Origin of the sequence: Paenibacillus sp. Soil522 (genome assembly GCF_001428245.1) — a bacterium.
Taxonomy (GTDB): domain Bacteria; phylum Bacillota; class Bacilli; order Paenibacillales; family Paenibacillaceae; genus Pristimantibacillus.
In genome coordinates this window covers 89,446-102,766 of the sequence record NZ_LMRV01000077.1, presented here as the reverse complement: position 1 = coordinate 102,766, position 13,321 = coordinate 89,446, and the positions used below count along the sequence as shown (strand labels likewise).

Below are 13,321 nucleotides of genomic sequence, written 5' to 3'. Positions count from 1 at the left end.
GCTCATGGAAATAGTCTGTCAATTCAATTACCAACTAATTTCCGAATTTTTTTCCAGAATAAAGATGTGCACCTTGTTATTTAGCAGTAAATGGACCGCTATTTGCCGCTTGGAAGGGGCATATTACTTACTGACCAGCTCTCCAGCGAAAAACCAGGGTCCGCTTTCATGTCGAGATCGGTAAATTGTGAGCGCTTCAGCTTAAGATAGGCTGCCGCACCAATCATTGCGGCATTATCCGTGCAGAGCGAATTCGGCGGAATAAGCAGCGGCACCCGTTCTGACTCGCAGCGGACCGTTAAAGCTGCTCTCAAGCCCCGGTTAGCGGCTACTCCACCGCACAGAATCAGCTGCTTCGCGCCGAACTCTCGAACAGCGCGCAGTGCTTTCGTAACGAGCACCTCGGTAACCGACTCCTGAAAACCGCGGGCCAAAGCCGCCTCATTTAGCACCTGACCCTTCATTCTCGTCTGGTTAATAACCGCAAGCACGGCCGATTTCAAGCCGCTGAAGCTAAAGTCGTAGCTATCCGCCTCCAGCCATGAACGAGGCAAAGTAATGGATTCCTCCGCTTCGACCGCGAGCTTGTCGATATGCGGTCCTCCCGGGTACGGCAAATGAAGCGCACGTGCAACTTTGTCGTATGCTTCACCGACTGCGTCATCTCTTGTCCGGCCTACGACGCGGAATTCCCCTTCGCTCGCAAGCAGCACCAATTCCGTATGACCGCCGGATACGACTAGCGCCATACAAGGATATACGATGTCATGCACAAGCTCGTTCGCATAAATATGTCCCGCAATATGATGCGTGCCGATCAACGGAATATCCAGCGCCATGGACAGGCTTTTGGCAGCTACGACACCTACGAGCAATGCGCCTACGAGTCCGGGGCCCTGCGTTACTGCAATGGCCGACATATCCTTCAATGTAAGGCCTGATTCTTTTACAGCCTGCTCGATGATCAGCGTAATCGACTCCACATGCTTACGCGAAGCAATTTCCGGCACGACGCCCCCGAAACGCTCATGAATCTCAATTTGACTAGATACAACGTTTGATAATATATGCTTGCCTCCGCGAATAACGGCTGCCGATGTCTCGTCGCAGCTTGTCTCCACAGCCAAAATAATAGCGTTCGATCGCTCTGTGTTAGCTGCCTGTTCTGATTGACTCACGTTCATTGCTCCCCTGCCTTCAACCGCTCATGATCAAGCTCAGCCCACATAATAAGCGCGTCTTCATTGTTATCCGAGTAGTAACGAGGACGAATCCCGGATGGCTCAAAGCCGTATTTCCGGTAAAGCCGCTGAGCAATTTCGTTGGATGGACGTACCTCGAGCGTCATTTTGACTGCGCCAAAAAAAACCGCAGTCCGCTGCAGCTCCATTAGCAGGTAGCTGCCCAGCCCTTGTCCCCGCACATCCGACCGAACCGCAATATTCGTCACATGCGCCTCGTCCATAATAACCCACATACCGCCATAACCGATAATTTGGCCTTCGTATTCCATAATCATATATTTGGCAAATAAGTTGTTCATCAGCTCATTCGTGAACGCTTCCACCGTCCAAGGACTCGAAAACGCTTCTTCCTCGATAGCAACGATTGCAAAAATATCAGCCATCGACATCGCACGAAAAATAAGCTTATTTACGTCTATATTCATACCTTCGCTTCACCTTCCTGCTTCGCCTTCCATACGACTTCAGCTTCGGTAAGCTGAGTGTAGTTAGGAATAAAAGTATGCGGGTCTTCGGTCAGTCCTGCCTCCAATCTTGAACGGCCAAGACTTGCAATCCATTTGCCCTCTTGGATAAATGGCTGCAGCCGGACGATCACGCCCGCCGAATCGCCGATCTGCTGCAAACGCTGCGCGCCCTGTTCGTGAAGCGACAAATCCCCTACTAGCGAAATGCTCCGAACGGCTCCCGGCGGCTGACTTGCTAATCGCTGCTCCAGCTGATCTATAAAGTCCTTCATAAGCCGCACGCCATCATCCGACCAACGGCTCCATTCTTCCTTATTCGTCATCGTGAAGCCGGACGAGTAAACTTGCCCGCGTCTAGCATCCATAATCGGCAGCACCCAGTGCCCGCCTTCAAGAGATTTCGTCATCCCCGCCTCCGCCGTGCCTAAAGCTTGATGCCAAGCACCGTAAGCAAGCGCCTCCAGGCTGGATACGCCGACCAGCGGCTTGTTCCACACCCATGCCAGCGTCTTGCCCACGGACACTGCGATACGCATGCCCGTGTAGGACCCCGGTCCATTTCCAACGGCAATTGCATCGATATCCGCAGCCGTAACGCCGCTGCTGAGCAGCATTTCCTTGATATGCGCCACGACATGGACCGAATGGTTTCTTTCCGCTAACGTTTGAATTTCTGCCAGCACGTTATGACCACTAACGATTGCGGCCGCCATAGATGCCGTTGACGTATCTAAAGCCAAAATTGCTCCCGCTTGATGCTTCTGCTCCGTTCTCATCTGCCCGCTCCTATCTCATTCACGGCTTCGCACCAGCCAGCATAAATCTCTCCGCAGCCGGTCAATTGAATGCGCCGCGATTCATCGCCAAGATGCTCGATATACAGCTCCAATCGCTCGTTTGGCAGCAGCTCTTTTATCAAGCTTGCCCATTCCACGATCGTTACCCCATCGCCATAAAAATAATCATCCAAACCAAGCTCGTCCGCTTCCTCCAGCGACAGCCTGTAAACATCCATATGATAAAAGGGAAGCTGCTCCCCTTCGTATTCTTTTATAATCGTGAATGTTGGACTATTCACAATGCCTTTCACGCCAATGGCTTCGGCAAAGGCCTGAGAAAATCTCGTTTTGCCTGCGCCGAGATCGCCGTCTAACGCGAGCAGCGCGCCCGGCTTTACCCATGCAGCAAGCTGCTTGGCCAAGGCGATTGTATCCTGCTCCGTTTGCGCCAGCCAAATGGCATGGCCTACCTGTTGTTGCATGCTATTCACCCGTTCATGACGAAAAATGATTGTATCCGCGCTTTTTAAGCTTAACTCGCTTCGCGGACCTGGACTGCGATCCGCTTCCTTCAATAGCCTGAACTTGGCGTATGAGCTCTACTGCGGGCTCACCCGCTTCGGCTTCCCCGATTATAAAAAAAGGAATGCCCTCCTCCTGAAAAACAACCCGCATCGCATCAGCTTCCTCAGAAGGCATCGTGCCCAGCAATACGTAATCCTCTCCGCCGTAAAGCATCCATTCCAGCGGATCAACGCCTGTGCTTGATGCGTAAGCCGCCATGCTGCCGCTCTTCGGCAAATGCTTCTCTCTAATGACAAGACGCAGCCCTGATGCTTCCGCAATTTCCCACAATTCGCTCGCAAGCCCATCGCTAACATCATTAAGCGAGCGGCAGCTTCCCCGCTCAAGCAGAAGCCGGCCTGCCCGCACCGATGGACTTGGCCGCTGATGCGCCTGCACAAGCGCCGCAAGCTCCTGCAAGGGCGGAAGATCCGCCGCTCCCCCTCGGGCCTCCTTGGCAAGCAGCGCATGCAATCCCGCCGCCGACATGCCTACGGCGCCGGTCACAAACACGGCATCGCCCGGCTTAGCTCCCGAGCGGAGCAGCTCGCGCCCCGCCTCAACGGTTCCCGTCACCGTTATGGCGACAACCAGATGCTCCGGCGCCGACGTCGTATCGCCTCCCGCAATAGCAACCCCATAGCGCTCGGCGCATTCGTACAGCCCATCGTACAACCTCCGCATCCGCTCCGGTGTAAATGCGGGCGGCACGCTGACCGAGACGAGCGCATGCAAGGGCACGCCACCCATCGCGGCAATATCGCTAATGTTGGCGGCAAGCGCCTTATAGCCGACATCCTCGTCCCGCATCGTCGACTGCTTAAAGTGGACGGTCTCCACCATCGTGTCGACCGCCAGCAGCAGCCGCTTCGGCGAGGCTACGCCATCCGCAGCCGCGGCTGGATCAACCACGGCGGCATCATCGCCTATCCCGACGACAACGCCGCGCTGCCGCTGCCACTCGCCTTCTTGCCTGCCCGCCGTCCAATGCCCAATTCTCTCAAACTCATCCAAAACGCTGATCTCCTTCATCCCAAAGCCATTATCGGCCGCTCGCTGTCCATAAACGAGCATCTCCTACTATCATCATTAGTGAATATCCCGTTTCTTAAACCGTCCGCCCTTCACATCGTGAATGTTGCCGACTGCGAGAAACGCCACGGGGTCGAGCTCATGAACGATCGACTTCATCTTCGCTTCCTCAAGCCGCGTAATCACGCAGAAAATAACGCGTTTGCTGCCCCCCGTAAAGCCGCCTTCACCGTGTAAATAAGTGACACCGCGGCCAAGCCGGCTCATAATAGCTGCGCCGATTTCCTTCGCTTCGTCGCTAATGATCCAGACTGCCTTCGATTCATCGAAGCCCTCGATCGTGATGTCAATCATTTTGAACGCGATGTAATACGCGATAAGCGAATACATCGCCCGATCCCAGCCGAACACGAAACCTGCGCTGCCGAGTATGAATAAGTTAAAAAACATAACCGTCTCGCCTACCGAGAACGGGAGCCGCTTGTTAAACAAAATCGCAATAATTTCGGTACCGTCGAGCGAGCCTCCGAATCGGATTACCATCCCTACGCCAATACCCAAAATGACACCGCCAAAAATAGAGGCCAAAAAAGGCTCTACCGTAAGGGGAGGCACCGGATGAAGCAGAAACGTTCCAACCGACATAACCGATACGCCATACAGCGTCGACAGGGCGAACGTTTTGCCGATTTGCTTATAGCCGAGAAACAAAAAAGGAAGATTTAATAGAAATAGAAAGAGGCCGAGCGGCAAGGAAGATAAGTGGGAAGCCATAATCGATATGCCGACAATACCACCATCAATAATGTGATTTGGCACAAGAAAAATTTCCAGTCCAACCGATACGAGCACCGCGCCGAGTGTAATAAAAAGCACTCTTCGCAGTACTTCGAGCTTCGATAGCTTGTGGTGCTGTAAGGTTCCCATAATTGAATGCACATCCCCTACTCGCTCTATTTCTCATTATTTTACCTTAATCGCTATCAGATAGAAAGCAAGTCTGCCATTATTGCAAAAAAAGAAACCTGCCATTTCAGCAGCAAAACAGCCGCCAATTTGGAAGATTTCTCCTATTGTTTGATTAACCGATTACCGAGAAAGCTTCTACGCCTGCCGGAATCGTTTTGGTACGATACACTCTGCCAAAGCTGTCATACACCTGAATCGTATAATTCACAGTCGTTAAAGTCGGTATCAGACTGAAAAATACGGCGCCAAAACGATCGAAAACTGCAGTCTGAACAAGCTCGCTGCCTCTAAACAATGCCGCGTTAAAGCCTGCCGAATTGAAAGGAACCCCATTGCTGTCTACCCACAATACGGTCAACCGATTAAATGTCGGACCGCTTTGCAGCTTGGAGGCCTTCGTTCTCTTAAGCAGATAATGGTTAGTAGTCTTAGGACCAAAAATTGGCGGTTTGACCTGATGCGCCATGCCGTCACTCCCTCCTGCATTTCTATTAGAATATGCGAGAGAAAGCGGCGCGGTATGGTTAAGCTCCTATGCTTATTGCAACTATTTCTAGCAAAGCGTTGCTACAGCTCTTTTACTATAGTGATAAAAAGCTCGTCCTTTAGCTCGATCTCATACGGCGACGCGGGCTGAGTTCCATCCGGTTCCATAATGATGCGGACGCGGGGACGATGGACGGCCAGCTCGTTATTTTCCGATACGACGCCGACCTGACCGTTACTGAGCAGGAGCGAGGTGGAAATCGGATAAATTGATATATGTCGACAAAAGAGCTTAATGAGCTCCAGATCAAAAAAGGTCCCGCCGGCAGCGAACAGAAACTCGATTGCTTCACTCGCCGTATAACGCTTCCGGTGCGGTCTTGGCGAGGTTAACGCATCAAATGTATCCGCTAAACCAACGATTTGGGCATACATATGTATCTCATTTTCCTTAAGCCCTCGCGGGTAGCCTGATCCGTTAAAGCGTTCGTGATGCTGCAGCGCGCAGTGAGCAGAAACGATAGATATATCATGATACTTACGTAATATATCGAATCCTTCCTTGGTATGGTTTCCAACGATTGCACGTTCATCTGCCGATAAGCCGCCCGGGTGAGTAAGCAGCTTTGCAGGCACCTTGGTCATCCCGATATCGAAGAGAAGCGCTCCGATTCCGAGATCTTCCAGTTGGTTGCGGTTAAAGCCCTTCGCTATGCCCATAATCCCTGCGAGCACCGCCACATTAAAGGAATGCTGAAACAAATAGGCGTCCTTAGCATGAATGCTCGTTAAATTGACGAGCATATTAGGTCTTGTCGCCAAGTCCTGCATGATTTGCCCGAATACCGCTCGGAAATTCCGGCCCATATCAGGCGCGATCGTTCGTCCCTTCGTTACCGTCTGGTCTTTGAAGGCGTTCATCGTCTTATAAATGGTATCGACCGCTTGCTTACGGGTTTCTTCCCGGATTGTATCCTCTGGAATCAAATCCGCAGTCAATCCGTCCTCTATGAACAAAAAATCGATGCCCAAGTTGCGCAATCGATCGATGTAACGATCATTTAGCTCAACCCCTTCTCCCAGGAGCACGTGGCCGTTTTCTTGAAAAATGGGTTTTCCCACTTTGTCACCCGGCTTGACCATTCCAATTTGTACTTTTCTCATGAGATTAGTTCCCGCTTTCGATAATTATAGCGCTAGTAACCGGATAGCTTCTATTTTATCAGAACTATCTCGGACTGACTATGCAAGGAGCATTAAAAAAAAAGCCTGATCATTCAGGCTTTTAGGCTAATTTTCGTTTGACAATCCGATTACGGCCGCTGTATTTCGCTTCATAGAGTGCCGCATCCGCCTCAGCGAGCAGTTCCCGCAAAAAAGCTTTCGGATCCGCAAGATCAGAAGGCTCAAAATGCTCGATCGAGATCACGCCCATGCTTATCGTAACCGATATCGTTTGCTCCCCAAGCCCCGTATTCACCTGATTCTGCTCTACGGCTTCCTTAAGCCTCTCGGCAATTTGAGCAGCATGATCCCGGTTCGTGTGCGGCAAATACACCGTAAACTCTTCTCCGCCATAGCGCGCCAAAATATCCGTAAACCGCAGTGAGCCCCGTACCGCGTCCACCGTGCTGCAAAGCACTTCATCGCCTACTAAATGACCGTAATTATCATTGATAGATTTGAAATGATCGAGATCAAATAAAAAAATAGAGAAGGGAATGCCGTAACGAATGTTAGTCACGACTTCTTGCTCCAATTGATGCAGCAAATAACGGCGGTTAAAGCAGCCTGTCAGACCATCGGTAATCGCCATATTCTCCAGCTTCTTATTCGCTTGAAACAGCTCGTCCTGCATAATAAGCAAATCGCGGTTCCGATCCTGCAGCAGTTCGTTCTGATTGTTCGTTTCTTCCACCAGCAATCTAAGCTCCGTTACATCCTGGAAGGTGAGCAATCTCCCGACAAGTGTTTTCTTATGATTTAGAATGGGAGCGGACTGAACGATAACATGGCGGTAATTGTCATAATGGAGCGCAATTTCGATTTCGAGCCTTTCCATTGGACGCATGCGCTGATCTTCAAAAAAAGCTGCAAACTCTCTAGAAACCTCCGTCTTGAACTGAGAACCAAGAAGTACGGGATTAAATTTGTCTCCTATCCGAAACCGGATCATCGGCTTTATCACTTTGTTCACTTCAATAATAATATCGTTCTCATCGAGCACGATAATGCCCATCGACATCGTATTCATAACGTCCCGTTGGACGGTTTGTATAATATCGAGTACCTTATTATGCGTTATGGCATGCACTAAATAAACAGCCGCAAATGCCATTCCAACCGAAATAAGCGGAATATATTGTTTAAAATGCTCGATTATAAATACGTTGATAATCAAATCCGAGATAGAGAATATGACCAGCACCAGCATGCCGTTTGACGCCGTCTTAATCAATGTGCGCTTCCGGACGGAGTTTTCCCCCCGCAGCTTGTAAAACATAATCGTAAACGAGACGATCATATACAGGATCAATTGCGTAATCATGATCCAGTACAACGGTCCATGCTGAAGCTGCTTCAGCGGAGCAAGCTGTTCGTTGATCCGAAGAAACATGCCGTTCGGATTAATAATGACCACAGCGACCGAAATAAGCGCAGGCGTCGCTAAAAGGAACAACCGGCTCTTTCGTATCACATACGACTGCCCGGTCAGAAAAACGACAAAAACGAACCAGCCGATTCCAAGCAGTGAAAGCCCTGTGTAAGAGACCGAAAGGTAGAATAGTCTATAGAGAGCGGAAGTTGTTGTCTGCGATACAAACTGAAAGAGTGTCCATACCATAAACACAATATGCAGAGACAGGTAAATACGATGCAGTACCGTAAAGGTGCTTGAGGCTATCACGTAAAAAAATAAGCCGAGCAGCACTAGAAACATACTAAAGTCCAGCCAGATCATCCATTCCAATACGGTTCACCCATCCATTTGACAGCCATCTTCTTCCATTGTAGCAAATGTTAATTGCATCGACAATTACTTCACTTCAAAAAGTGAACCTCTCATCAATTAATTGATGAGCTTCTCAAATCATCGGGACTCGCAACCTCGTCCCTCCTTGAAGGCCAGTTCCTGGCCTGTTTGAATGGGTCTATGGCTATGATACGTTTTGCAAAGCTAGTTTCAATATGTTAATGGCTGCATTTTCATCCCGATCTGCCATGTATCCGCACGAACATTGATGGACACGAACAGCGAGCGATTTTTTGACAATTTCACCGCAGTTAGAGCATTGTTGTGATGTCTGGTATGGATTCACTTGCACAACAAGACGACCGGCGCTTTCAGCCTTGTACTTGTATGCTCAAGTCCTCGAAGGCAATGAATCCATATTCATTCACCAGTTTTCGCGACTCTTTGTGGGCATAGTCCTTACGCTGATTCGCTACTTTCTCATGCAGTCTGGCCAATTTGCGTACAGCTTTACGCCTGCGGTTTGAACCGCGCTTTATCTTCGATACCGTATGCTGTTTTCGTTTCAGCTTTTCTTCGCTTTTACGGAGGAATTTGGGTGACTCGATTTTCTTGCCGTCAGATGTGACGGCAAGCTGAGACAAACCAAGATCAATGCCGATCTGTTTTTCAGACACGGGGAGGGGCCCACTCTCGACTTCACAAGAAAAGCAAGCGTAATATTTGCCATTCTTGAACATGATTGTACACGTCTTGATCTTTCCTTGCTGCTCCCGGTGAAGTCGAATCCTCACATTGCCGATCTTGGAAAGCCGCCCTTGTACCACCATAAGGGGATTTCAGTCAAAGCGGACTTTCATCTACCCCATTAAAATGAGGTGGATTCCCCTCCGCTCATCCTAAAAAGTTTAGCATCCGACAATTAACGAGCCTCATTGGGAGGCGCGATTAGGCCATCGCCCGGAAAGCATCCGCTCGAGTGACGGAGAAATGTTCAGAAACTGGCGGAATTGCTCGTACTGCTCCCATTTCTTCATCGAAAGCTCTTGCTGCTCCGAACGTACAGCGCGTATAAGCAGGTTTTTGGGCGTATGCTCCGGGTCTACAAATTCCAGCATTTGAACCTTGTATCCAAGCACCTCTAGCAGATTTCCCCGTGCCGCATCGGTTGCCAGCGCGGCAAAGCGCTCCTTCAGCAAGCCTTGGGACAAAAGCGGTGTCAGCGCATCGCTGCTAACCTGCTTGAACAGCTCATGCTGGCAGCATGGCACCGACATAATAACCGAGGCCCCCCAATTAACCGCCTTGGCAAGCGCGGCATCCGTAGCCGTATCGCATGCATGCAGCGTAACGACCATATCGGCAGCCTGCAGCTCTTCATACTCCGCAATGTCCCCTACAAGGAACTGCAGCTTTTCATAGCCGAGCTTTTCCGCGAGCGCCTTGCAGAACGCAATAACATCTGCTTTCAAATCAAGTCCGATAATATTGATTTTCCGTTGCTGCTCGATAGCAAGCAAATGGTACAGCGCGAATGTCAAATAAGATTTTCCGCAGCCAAAATCAACGATCGTAAGCTCGCGGTCCTTTGGCAAATACGCCAAAACATCGGTGACCATTTCTAAAAAACGATTGATCTGCCGGTATTTATCCTGCTTTTTCGCGTGAACGTGTCCCTCCGGCGTCATGATGCCTAGCTCCACCAGAAAAGGCGCCGCTTTGCCCTCCGCCAGCACGCGCTGCTTTTGCCTGTTGTGCTGCAGGCTTGCCGGACGCGCTCCCACGGTTGGCGGCTTCTTGAGGACGGCTGCCTTGCCCTTCTTGCTAAAGAGCAACTGTACATCGGCCTCCGGCGTCTTCACAAGCGCCTGACGGTAATTTTCCTGAAGCAGGCCGAGGACCCGCTCGGCGGCCCTAGATCCCGCAACGTTATCGTGCGTCACCTTGTTCGAAAAATGATATTCAAATTGATAATACAATCCGTTCTTCAGTTCGATAGGACGAATGATCATCTTTGGCGCCATCGCAGCGTCCTTGCGCCTTGGCTGGCTGAGCGTTGCCTGCAGCAGCTCTCCGTTGCCGATCCATTTAGTGATGTCTTGCTGCCATTGTTCCGTCATGACGCACCTCTCAATCCAGTAAAGTTTTTTGAAGCTGGGCTTCTGCTGCGGGTTAGGTTTATTGCTTTAAAAGGGCTTCGAGTCCTTGCTCGATTTCCTCTCTCGGCAAGCCGCCCGCCTCGAGCCGCTCGTTAGGCTGCAGCAGCATGCGCCTATAAATGTCCTCTGCCTCTGAAGGCTTTAGAGCGTCGTCGCCCATCAGCTCGTACATGACATTTTCCGCTAAATCGTATTGTCCTTCCGCCTCATGCCACTCCATCAGCAGCCGCTTCGTCGGCGCGGACAGTTCATATGGAAGAAGCCGTTCGATCAGAGCCTTAATTTGTGCGCGCGGCTCGAAGATTACAGGCTCGTCGATCATAGGCTCCGCGCCCGCAAGCGATAACCGCAAAAATAGATGCAAAGACTTTACATGCGCGAAGAAGCTCTCGTCCTCGCGGCCAAGCTCGCTGTACAGCTCAGCCTCCTGCTTCATCAATATGGCAATAGCCTGCATCTGATCGGCTTCCAGTATGCCGTTCGTCGTCATCATCTTCATCAAATCCTCATCCGATAAAGAGCGGATAAGCTTGCTGCTCATCCGAAACCGCTTATCTAACAGCTCGTCGATGAAAAGAAGCGCCTCCTCATGCTTGCGCTCGCGCCGCAAATTCATAATTTGTCCAACCGCTTCCGTCATCTGCTCAATCATTCTCATGAAATAATCGCGCTGAAACATAACCCGCTCCTCTACGCATGCTACTGCTTGGATTTCACGAAGCCAAGAATGGCCGCGATAAGCTCTTTCGGCTGCTCAATCATCCCCATGTGGCCGGCACTATCCAGCTCTACCTTCACCGTTAAATCGTTAGCGGCCGCGAACGCACTCTCCATCGGAATCACCTTATCGCTCGCTCCGGCAACGAGCAGTACGGGAAGCTCGGAGCGCTCAATAACGTGCGCGCGGTTTACGCGGGCCTTCATGCCTCTTGCCGTACTGACCGCCCCTTGCAGCGAGGTGCCATAGCCGATTTGTTTCCCGCGTTCAACCTCGTCAGACAAAGCTTCCACGTTGGCCGGAGCAAACAGCTTAGGAATAAGTCCGTCGACAAACGGTTCAATGCCGTTCTGCTCAAGCGCCGCAACGGCTTTATCCCGGTTTTCTTTGGCCGCCTCGCTGTCTTCGAGCGCTGTCGAATGAATCAGGCCAAAGCCAGACAGCTTCTTCGCATATTTCTCCGCGAACGCAAGCGTAATGTAACCGCCTAAGGAGTGGCCGAGCAGCACGGCATTATGAATCTGCAGACTGATGAGCATATGGGCGACATCCTCTGCATACATTTCCATCGTAAAGATCTCTTCACCCGGCGCGGAGCTTCTTCCGTGCCCTCGTGCGTCTGGAGCAATAATCCGTACCGATTGCTCTAGCTCTTCCACGACCTGCTCCCAATACGCGGAGCTGCCGCAATAGCCGTGAAGCAGGACGACAACCTCGGTAATGCCGTCCTCGGCGCCGCCGTCATGCGGATGGGAATCATAATAAGCAATCTCTGCTCCATTGTCCAAAAATAGCTTGCGCTGCGCGATCGAGTAATCTTTTCCGGCATTTTCTTTTGTCATTTGCTGCACGCTCCTCTATACATATGGGATTTGTGAATGATGATTTTGTTTGTCCTGCATATCCGTCTGCTTGCTCCATGCTGAATGGATTGCGCTTACCGCTTCTTTAGCCATCTGTATCACCTGATATAAGGAGGTCGTTTGCAGCATCCAATAAGCCTTTGGGCCATTTGTGTTCACAACGCCTGCAATGCTGTATTGCCCGATTGCCGGCAGCCTGCGGCCGATTGCTTTTCCTGGCTGCAGCGGACCTTCCGTTACGATGAAGCGGCCGACCGATGCTTGCTTGCCAAGACATGCATCGATCGCGATCACGATTGCATCCTTATGTATCTCCTGTACTGCACGCTCAATGGCATGCGCGTCGCACGGCTTCTCTAAAGTGCCGATCACGTTCGGCCAGCCGTTCTCTTGCAGCATTGTACCCACCAGGGGGCCGAAGGAATCACCGGTAGACCGGTCGCTCCCGATGCAAATAAACACAATGCCGCTGCGGTTCACATGTCTTTCCGCAACCGTTTCAAAAAATTGCTCTATTTCACTCTTCGCCAGCTTTTCCGTTGCCCTGCACCTGCCCTGTGTTCGATTGCTGTTTATTTCTACTATTAATTGTATCCAATTTCAAGATGCTGTTCAATTTATGGTTATTCTTAATTAAAACATGGTACAATTACATCAAAGCAAAAAGTGCGAATAAGTCTATGCTATCGAGGCCGCTTTCGGCTCTCAATAAATTTAGGAGGCGCCCTATGAACAATTTACAGCTGCAAACGCAAGAAAATGTGGAATTTATGATTGAAGTCATCAAAACAAAGCTGAAGATGGCTTCCGCTGCGGCCATGCAGGCTTCTAACTTCGACCTCAGAAAGTATGAGGATATAAAAGACCTGTACGAGGTAGTTGCATCGAAGGAAAAATTCAGCATCAGCGAAGTGGAAGCACTCGTATCCGAGCTTGGCAAGCTGCGCATGCAATAAGTGCTTTTTTAAAGTAAATTATTCCAATATCAAACATTAATTTTCATTTTTCTACATAAGAAGAACCGAGCCTGGCACCTTCGCCGAGCTCGGTTCTTCTTATGTACGTA

The 13,321-nt window shown here is 50.4% G+C and carries 16 protein-coding genes; 1 reads left to right on the top strand and 15 read right to left on the bottom strand.

Annotation, left to right across the window (positions count from 1 at the left end):
• Positions 1–98 precede the first annotated feature (98 nt).
• From tsaD to yyaC, 15 genes are all read right to left on the bottom strand, one after another.
• Complete coding sequence (tsaD, locus tag ASG81_RS23985; protein WP_442952954.1) at positions 99–1,178, bottom strand: tRNA (adenosine(37)-N6)-threonylcarbamoyltransferase complex transferase subunit TsaD; 1,080 nt, start codon at positions 1,176–1,178, stop codon at positions 99–101.
• 2 nt (positions 1,179–1,180) lie between these two features.
• Complete coding sequence (rimI, locus tag ASG81_RS23980) at positions 1,181–1,669, bottom strand: ribosomal protein S18-alanine N-acetyltransferase (protein WP_056640295.1); 489 nt, start codon at positions 1,667–1,669, stop codon at positions 1,181–1,183.
• Positions 1,666–2,487: a tRNA (adenosine(37)-N6)-threonylcarbamoyltransferase complex dimerization subunit type 1 TsaB gene (tsaB, locus tag ASG81_RS23975; protein ID WP_056640293.1), complete on the bottom strand. Its 822-nt coding sequence runs from the start codon at positions 2,485–2,487 to the stop codon at positions 1,666–1,668. The genes rimI and tsaB overlap by 4 nt, the downstream gene beginning before the upstream one ends.
• Positions 2,484–2,972 carry a tRNA (adenosine(37)-N6)-threonylcarbamoyltransferase complex ATPase subunit type 1 TsaE gene (tsaE, locus tag ASG81_RS23970; RefSeq protein WP_056640291.1) on the bottom strand — a complete coding sequence of 163 codons (489 nt, stop codon included), beginning with the start codon at positions 2,970–2,972 and terminating at the stop codon, positions 2,484–2,486. Before tsaE ends, tsaB begins: the two co-directional genes overlap by 4 nt.
• A 13-nt stretch (positions 2,973–2,985) precedes the next feature.
• Complete coding sequence (gene thiL, locus ASG81_RS23965; protein ID WP_056640651.1) at positions 2,986–4,086, bottom strand: thiamine-phosphate kinase; 1,101 nt, start codon at positions 4,084–4,086, stop codon at positions 2,986–2,988.
• A 57-nt stretch (positions 4,087–4,143) separates the two neighbouring features.
• Positions 4,144–5,013 (bottom strand): YitT family protein, encoded by an 870-nt coding sequence (locus ASG81_RS23960; RefSeq protein ID WP_056640288.1) that lies wholly within the window; start codon positions 5,011–5,013, stop codon positions 4,144–4,146.
• Between the two features lie 154 nt (positions 5,014–5,167).
• Positions 5,168–5,521, bottom strand: a complete 354-nt coding sequence (locus ASG81_RS23955) for a hypothetical protein (protein WP_056640285.1) — start codon at positions 5,519–5,521, stop codon at positions 5,168–5,170.
• A 101-nt stretch (positions 5,522–5,622) separates the two neighbouring features.
• Positions 5,623–6,705, bottom strand: a complete 1,083-nt coding sequence (locus tag ASG81_RS23950; protein ID WP_056640283.1) for an HD-GYP domain-containing protein — start codon at positions 6,703–6,705, stop codon at positions 5,623–5,625.
• A gap of 121 nt (positions 6,706–6,826) precedes the next feature.
• Positions 6,827–8,503 carry a histidine kinase N-terminal 7TM domain-containing diguanylate cyclase gene (locus tag ASG81_RS23945; RefSeq protein WP_235549012.1) on the bottom strand — a complete coding sequence of 559 codons (1,677 nt, stop codon included), beginning with the start codon at positions 8,501–8,503 and terminating at the stop codon, positions 6,827–6,829.
• Positions 8,504–8,699: 196 nt separating this feature from the next.
• Positions 8,700–8,861, bottom strand: coding sequence for a zinc ribbon domain-containing protein (locus tag ASG81_RS34180; RefSeq protein WP_442952958.1), 162 nt, complete (start codon positions 8,859–8,861; stop codon positions 8,700–8,702).
• 25 nt (positions 8,862–8,886) lie between these two features.
• On the bottom strand, positions 8,887–9,345 hold the full coding sequence (locus ASG81_RS23940) for an RNA-guided endonuclease InsQ/TnpB family protein (RefSeq protein ID WP_056640277.1): 459 nt from the start codon (positions 9,343–9,345) through the stop codon (positions 8,887–8,889).
• A gap of 102 nt (positions 9,346–9,447) precedes the next feature.
• Positions 9,448–10,635 (bottom strand): class I SAM-dependent methyltransferase, encoded by a 1,188-nt coding sequence (locus tag ASG81_RS23935; RefSeq protein ID WP_056640274.1) that lies wholly within the window; start codon positions 10,633–10,635, stop codon positions 9,448–9,450.
• Between the two features lie 58 nt (positions 10,636–10,693).
• Positions 10,694–11,353: a DUF6483 family protein gene (locus ASG81_RS23930; RefSeq protein ID WP_056640273.1), complete on the bottom strand. Its 660-nt coding sequence runs from the start codon at positions 11,351–11,353 to the stop codon at positions 10,694–10,696.
• Positions 11,354–11,373: 20 nt separating this feature from the next.
• Positions 11,374–12,234: an alpha/beta fold hydrolase gene (locus ASG81_RS23925; protein ID WP_056640270.1), complete on the bottom strand. Its 861-nt coding sequence runs from the start codon at positions 12,232–12,234 to the stop codon at positions 11,374–11,376.
• Between the two features lie 15 nt (positions 12,235–12,249).
• Positions 12,250–12,735, bottom strand: a complete 486-nt coding sequence (gene yyaC / locus ASG81_RS23920; RefSeq protein ID WP_235549004.1) for a spore protease YyaC — start codon at positions 12,733–12,735, stop codon at positions 12,250–12,252.
• Positions 12,736–12,983: 248 nt separating this feature from the next.
• Between yyaC and ASG81_RS23915 the strand changes: the two genes are divergently transcribed.
• Positions 12,984–13,211 (top strand): DUF1128 family protein, encoded by a 228-nt coding sequence (locus tag ASG81_RS23915; RefSeq protein WP_056640265.1) that lies wholly within the window; start codon positions 12,984–12,986, stop codon positions 13,209–13,211.
• The last annotated feature ends 110 nt before the right edge of the window (positions 13,212–13,321 follow it).

Bases quoted from the DNA above. Each gene is read 5' to 3' on its own strand.
- ASG81_RS23940 (WP_056640277.1), bottom strand. From the start codon at position 9,345: ATGGTGGTACAAGGGCGGCTTTCCAAGATCGGCAATGTGAGGATTCGA.
- thiL (WP_056640651.1), bottom strand. From the start codon at position 4,086: ATGAAGGAGATCAGCGTTTTGGATGAGTTTGAGAGAATTGGGCATTGG.
- ASG81_RS23935 (WP_056640274.1), bottom strand. From the start codon at position 10,635: ATGACGGAACAATGGCAGCAAGACATCACTAAATGGATCGGCAACGGA.
- ASG81_RS23915 (WP_056640265.1), top strand. From the start codon at position 12,984: ATGAACAATTTACAGCTGCAAACGCAAGAAAATGTGGAATTTATGATT.
- tsaE (WP_056640291.1), bottom strand. From the start codon at position 2,972: ATGCAACAACAGGTAGGCCATGCCATTTGGCTGGCGCAAACGGAGCAG.
- ASG81_RS23960 (WP_056640288.1), bottom strand. From the start codon at position 5,013: ATGGGAACCTTACAGCACCACAAGCTATCGAAGCTCGAAGTACTGCGA.
- ASG81_RS23930 (WP_056640273.1), bottom strand. From the start codon at position 11,353: ATGTTTCAGCGCGATTATTTCATGAGAATGATTGAGCAGATGACGGAA.
- ASG81_RS23945 (WP_235549012.1), bottom strand. From the start codon at position 8,503: ATGATCTGGCTGGACTTTAGTATGTTTCTAGTGCTGCTCGGCTTATTT.
- ASG81_RS23925 (WP_056640270.1), bottom strand. From the start codon at position 12,234: ATGACAAAAGAAAATGCCGGAAAAGATTACTCGATCGCGCAGCGCAAG.
- ASG81_RS23950 (WP_056640283.1), bottom strand. From the start codon at position 6,705: ATGAGAAAAGTACAAATTGGAATGGTCAAGCCGGGTGACAAAGTGGGA.
- tsaB (WP_056640293.1), bottom strand. From the start codon at position 2,487: ATGAGAACGGAGCAGAAGCATCAAGCGGGAGCAATTTTGGCTTTAGAT.
- ASG81_RS23955 (WP_056640285.1), bottom strand. From the start codon at position 5,521: ATGGCGCATCAGGTCAAACCGCCAATTTTTGGTCCTAAGACTACTAAC.
- rimI (WP_056640295.1), bottom strand. From the start codon at position 1,669: ATGAATATAGACGTAAATAAGCTTATTTTTCGTGCGATGTCGATGGCT.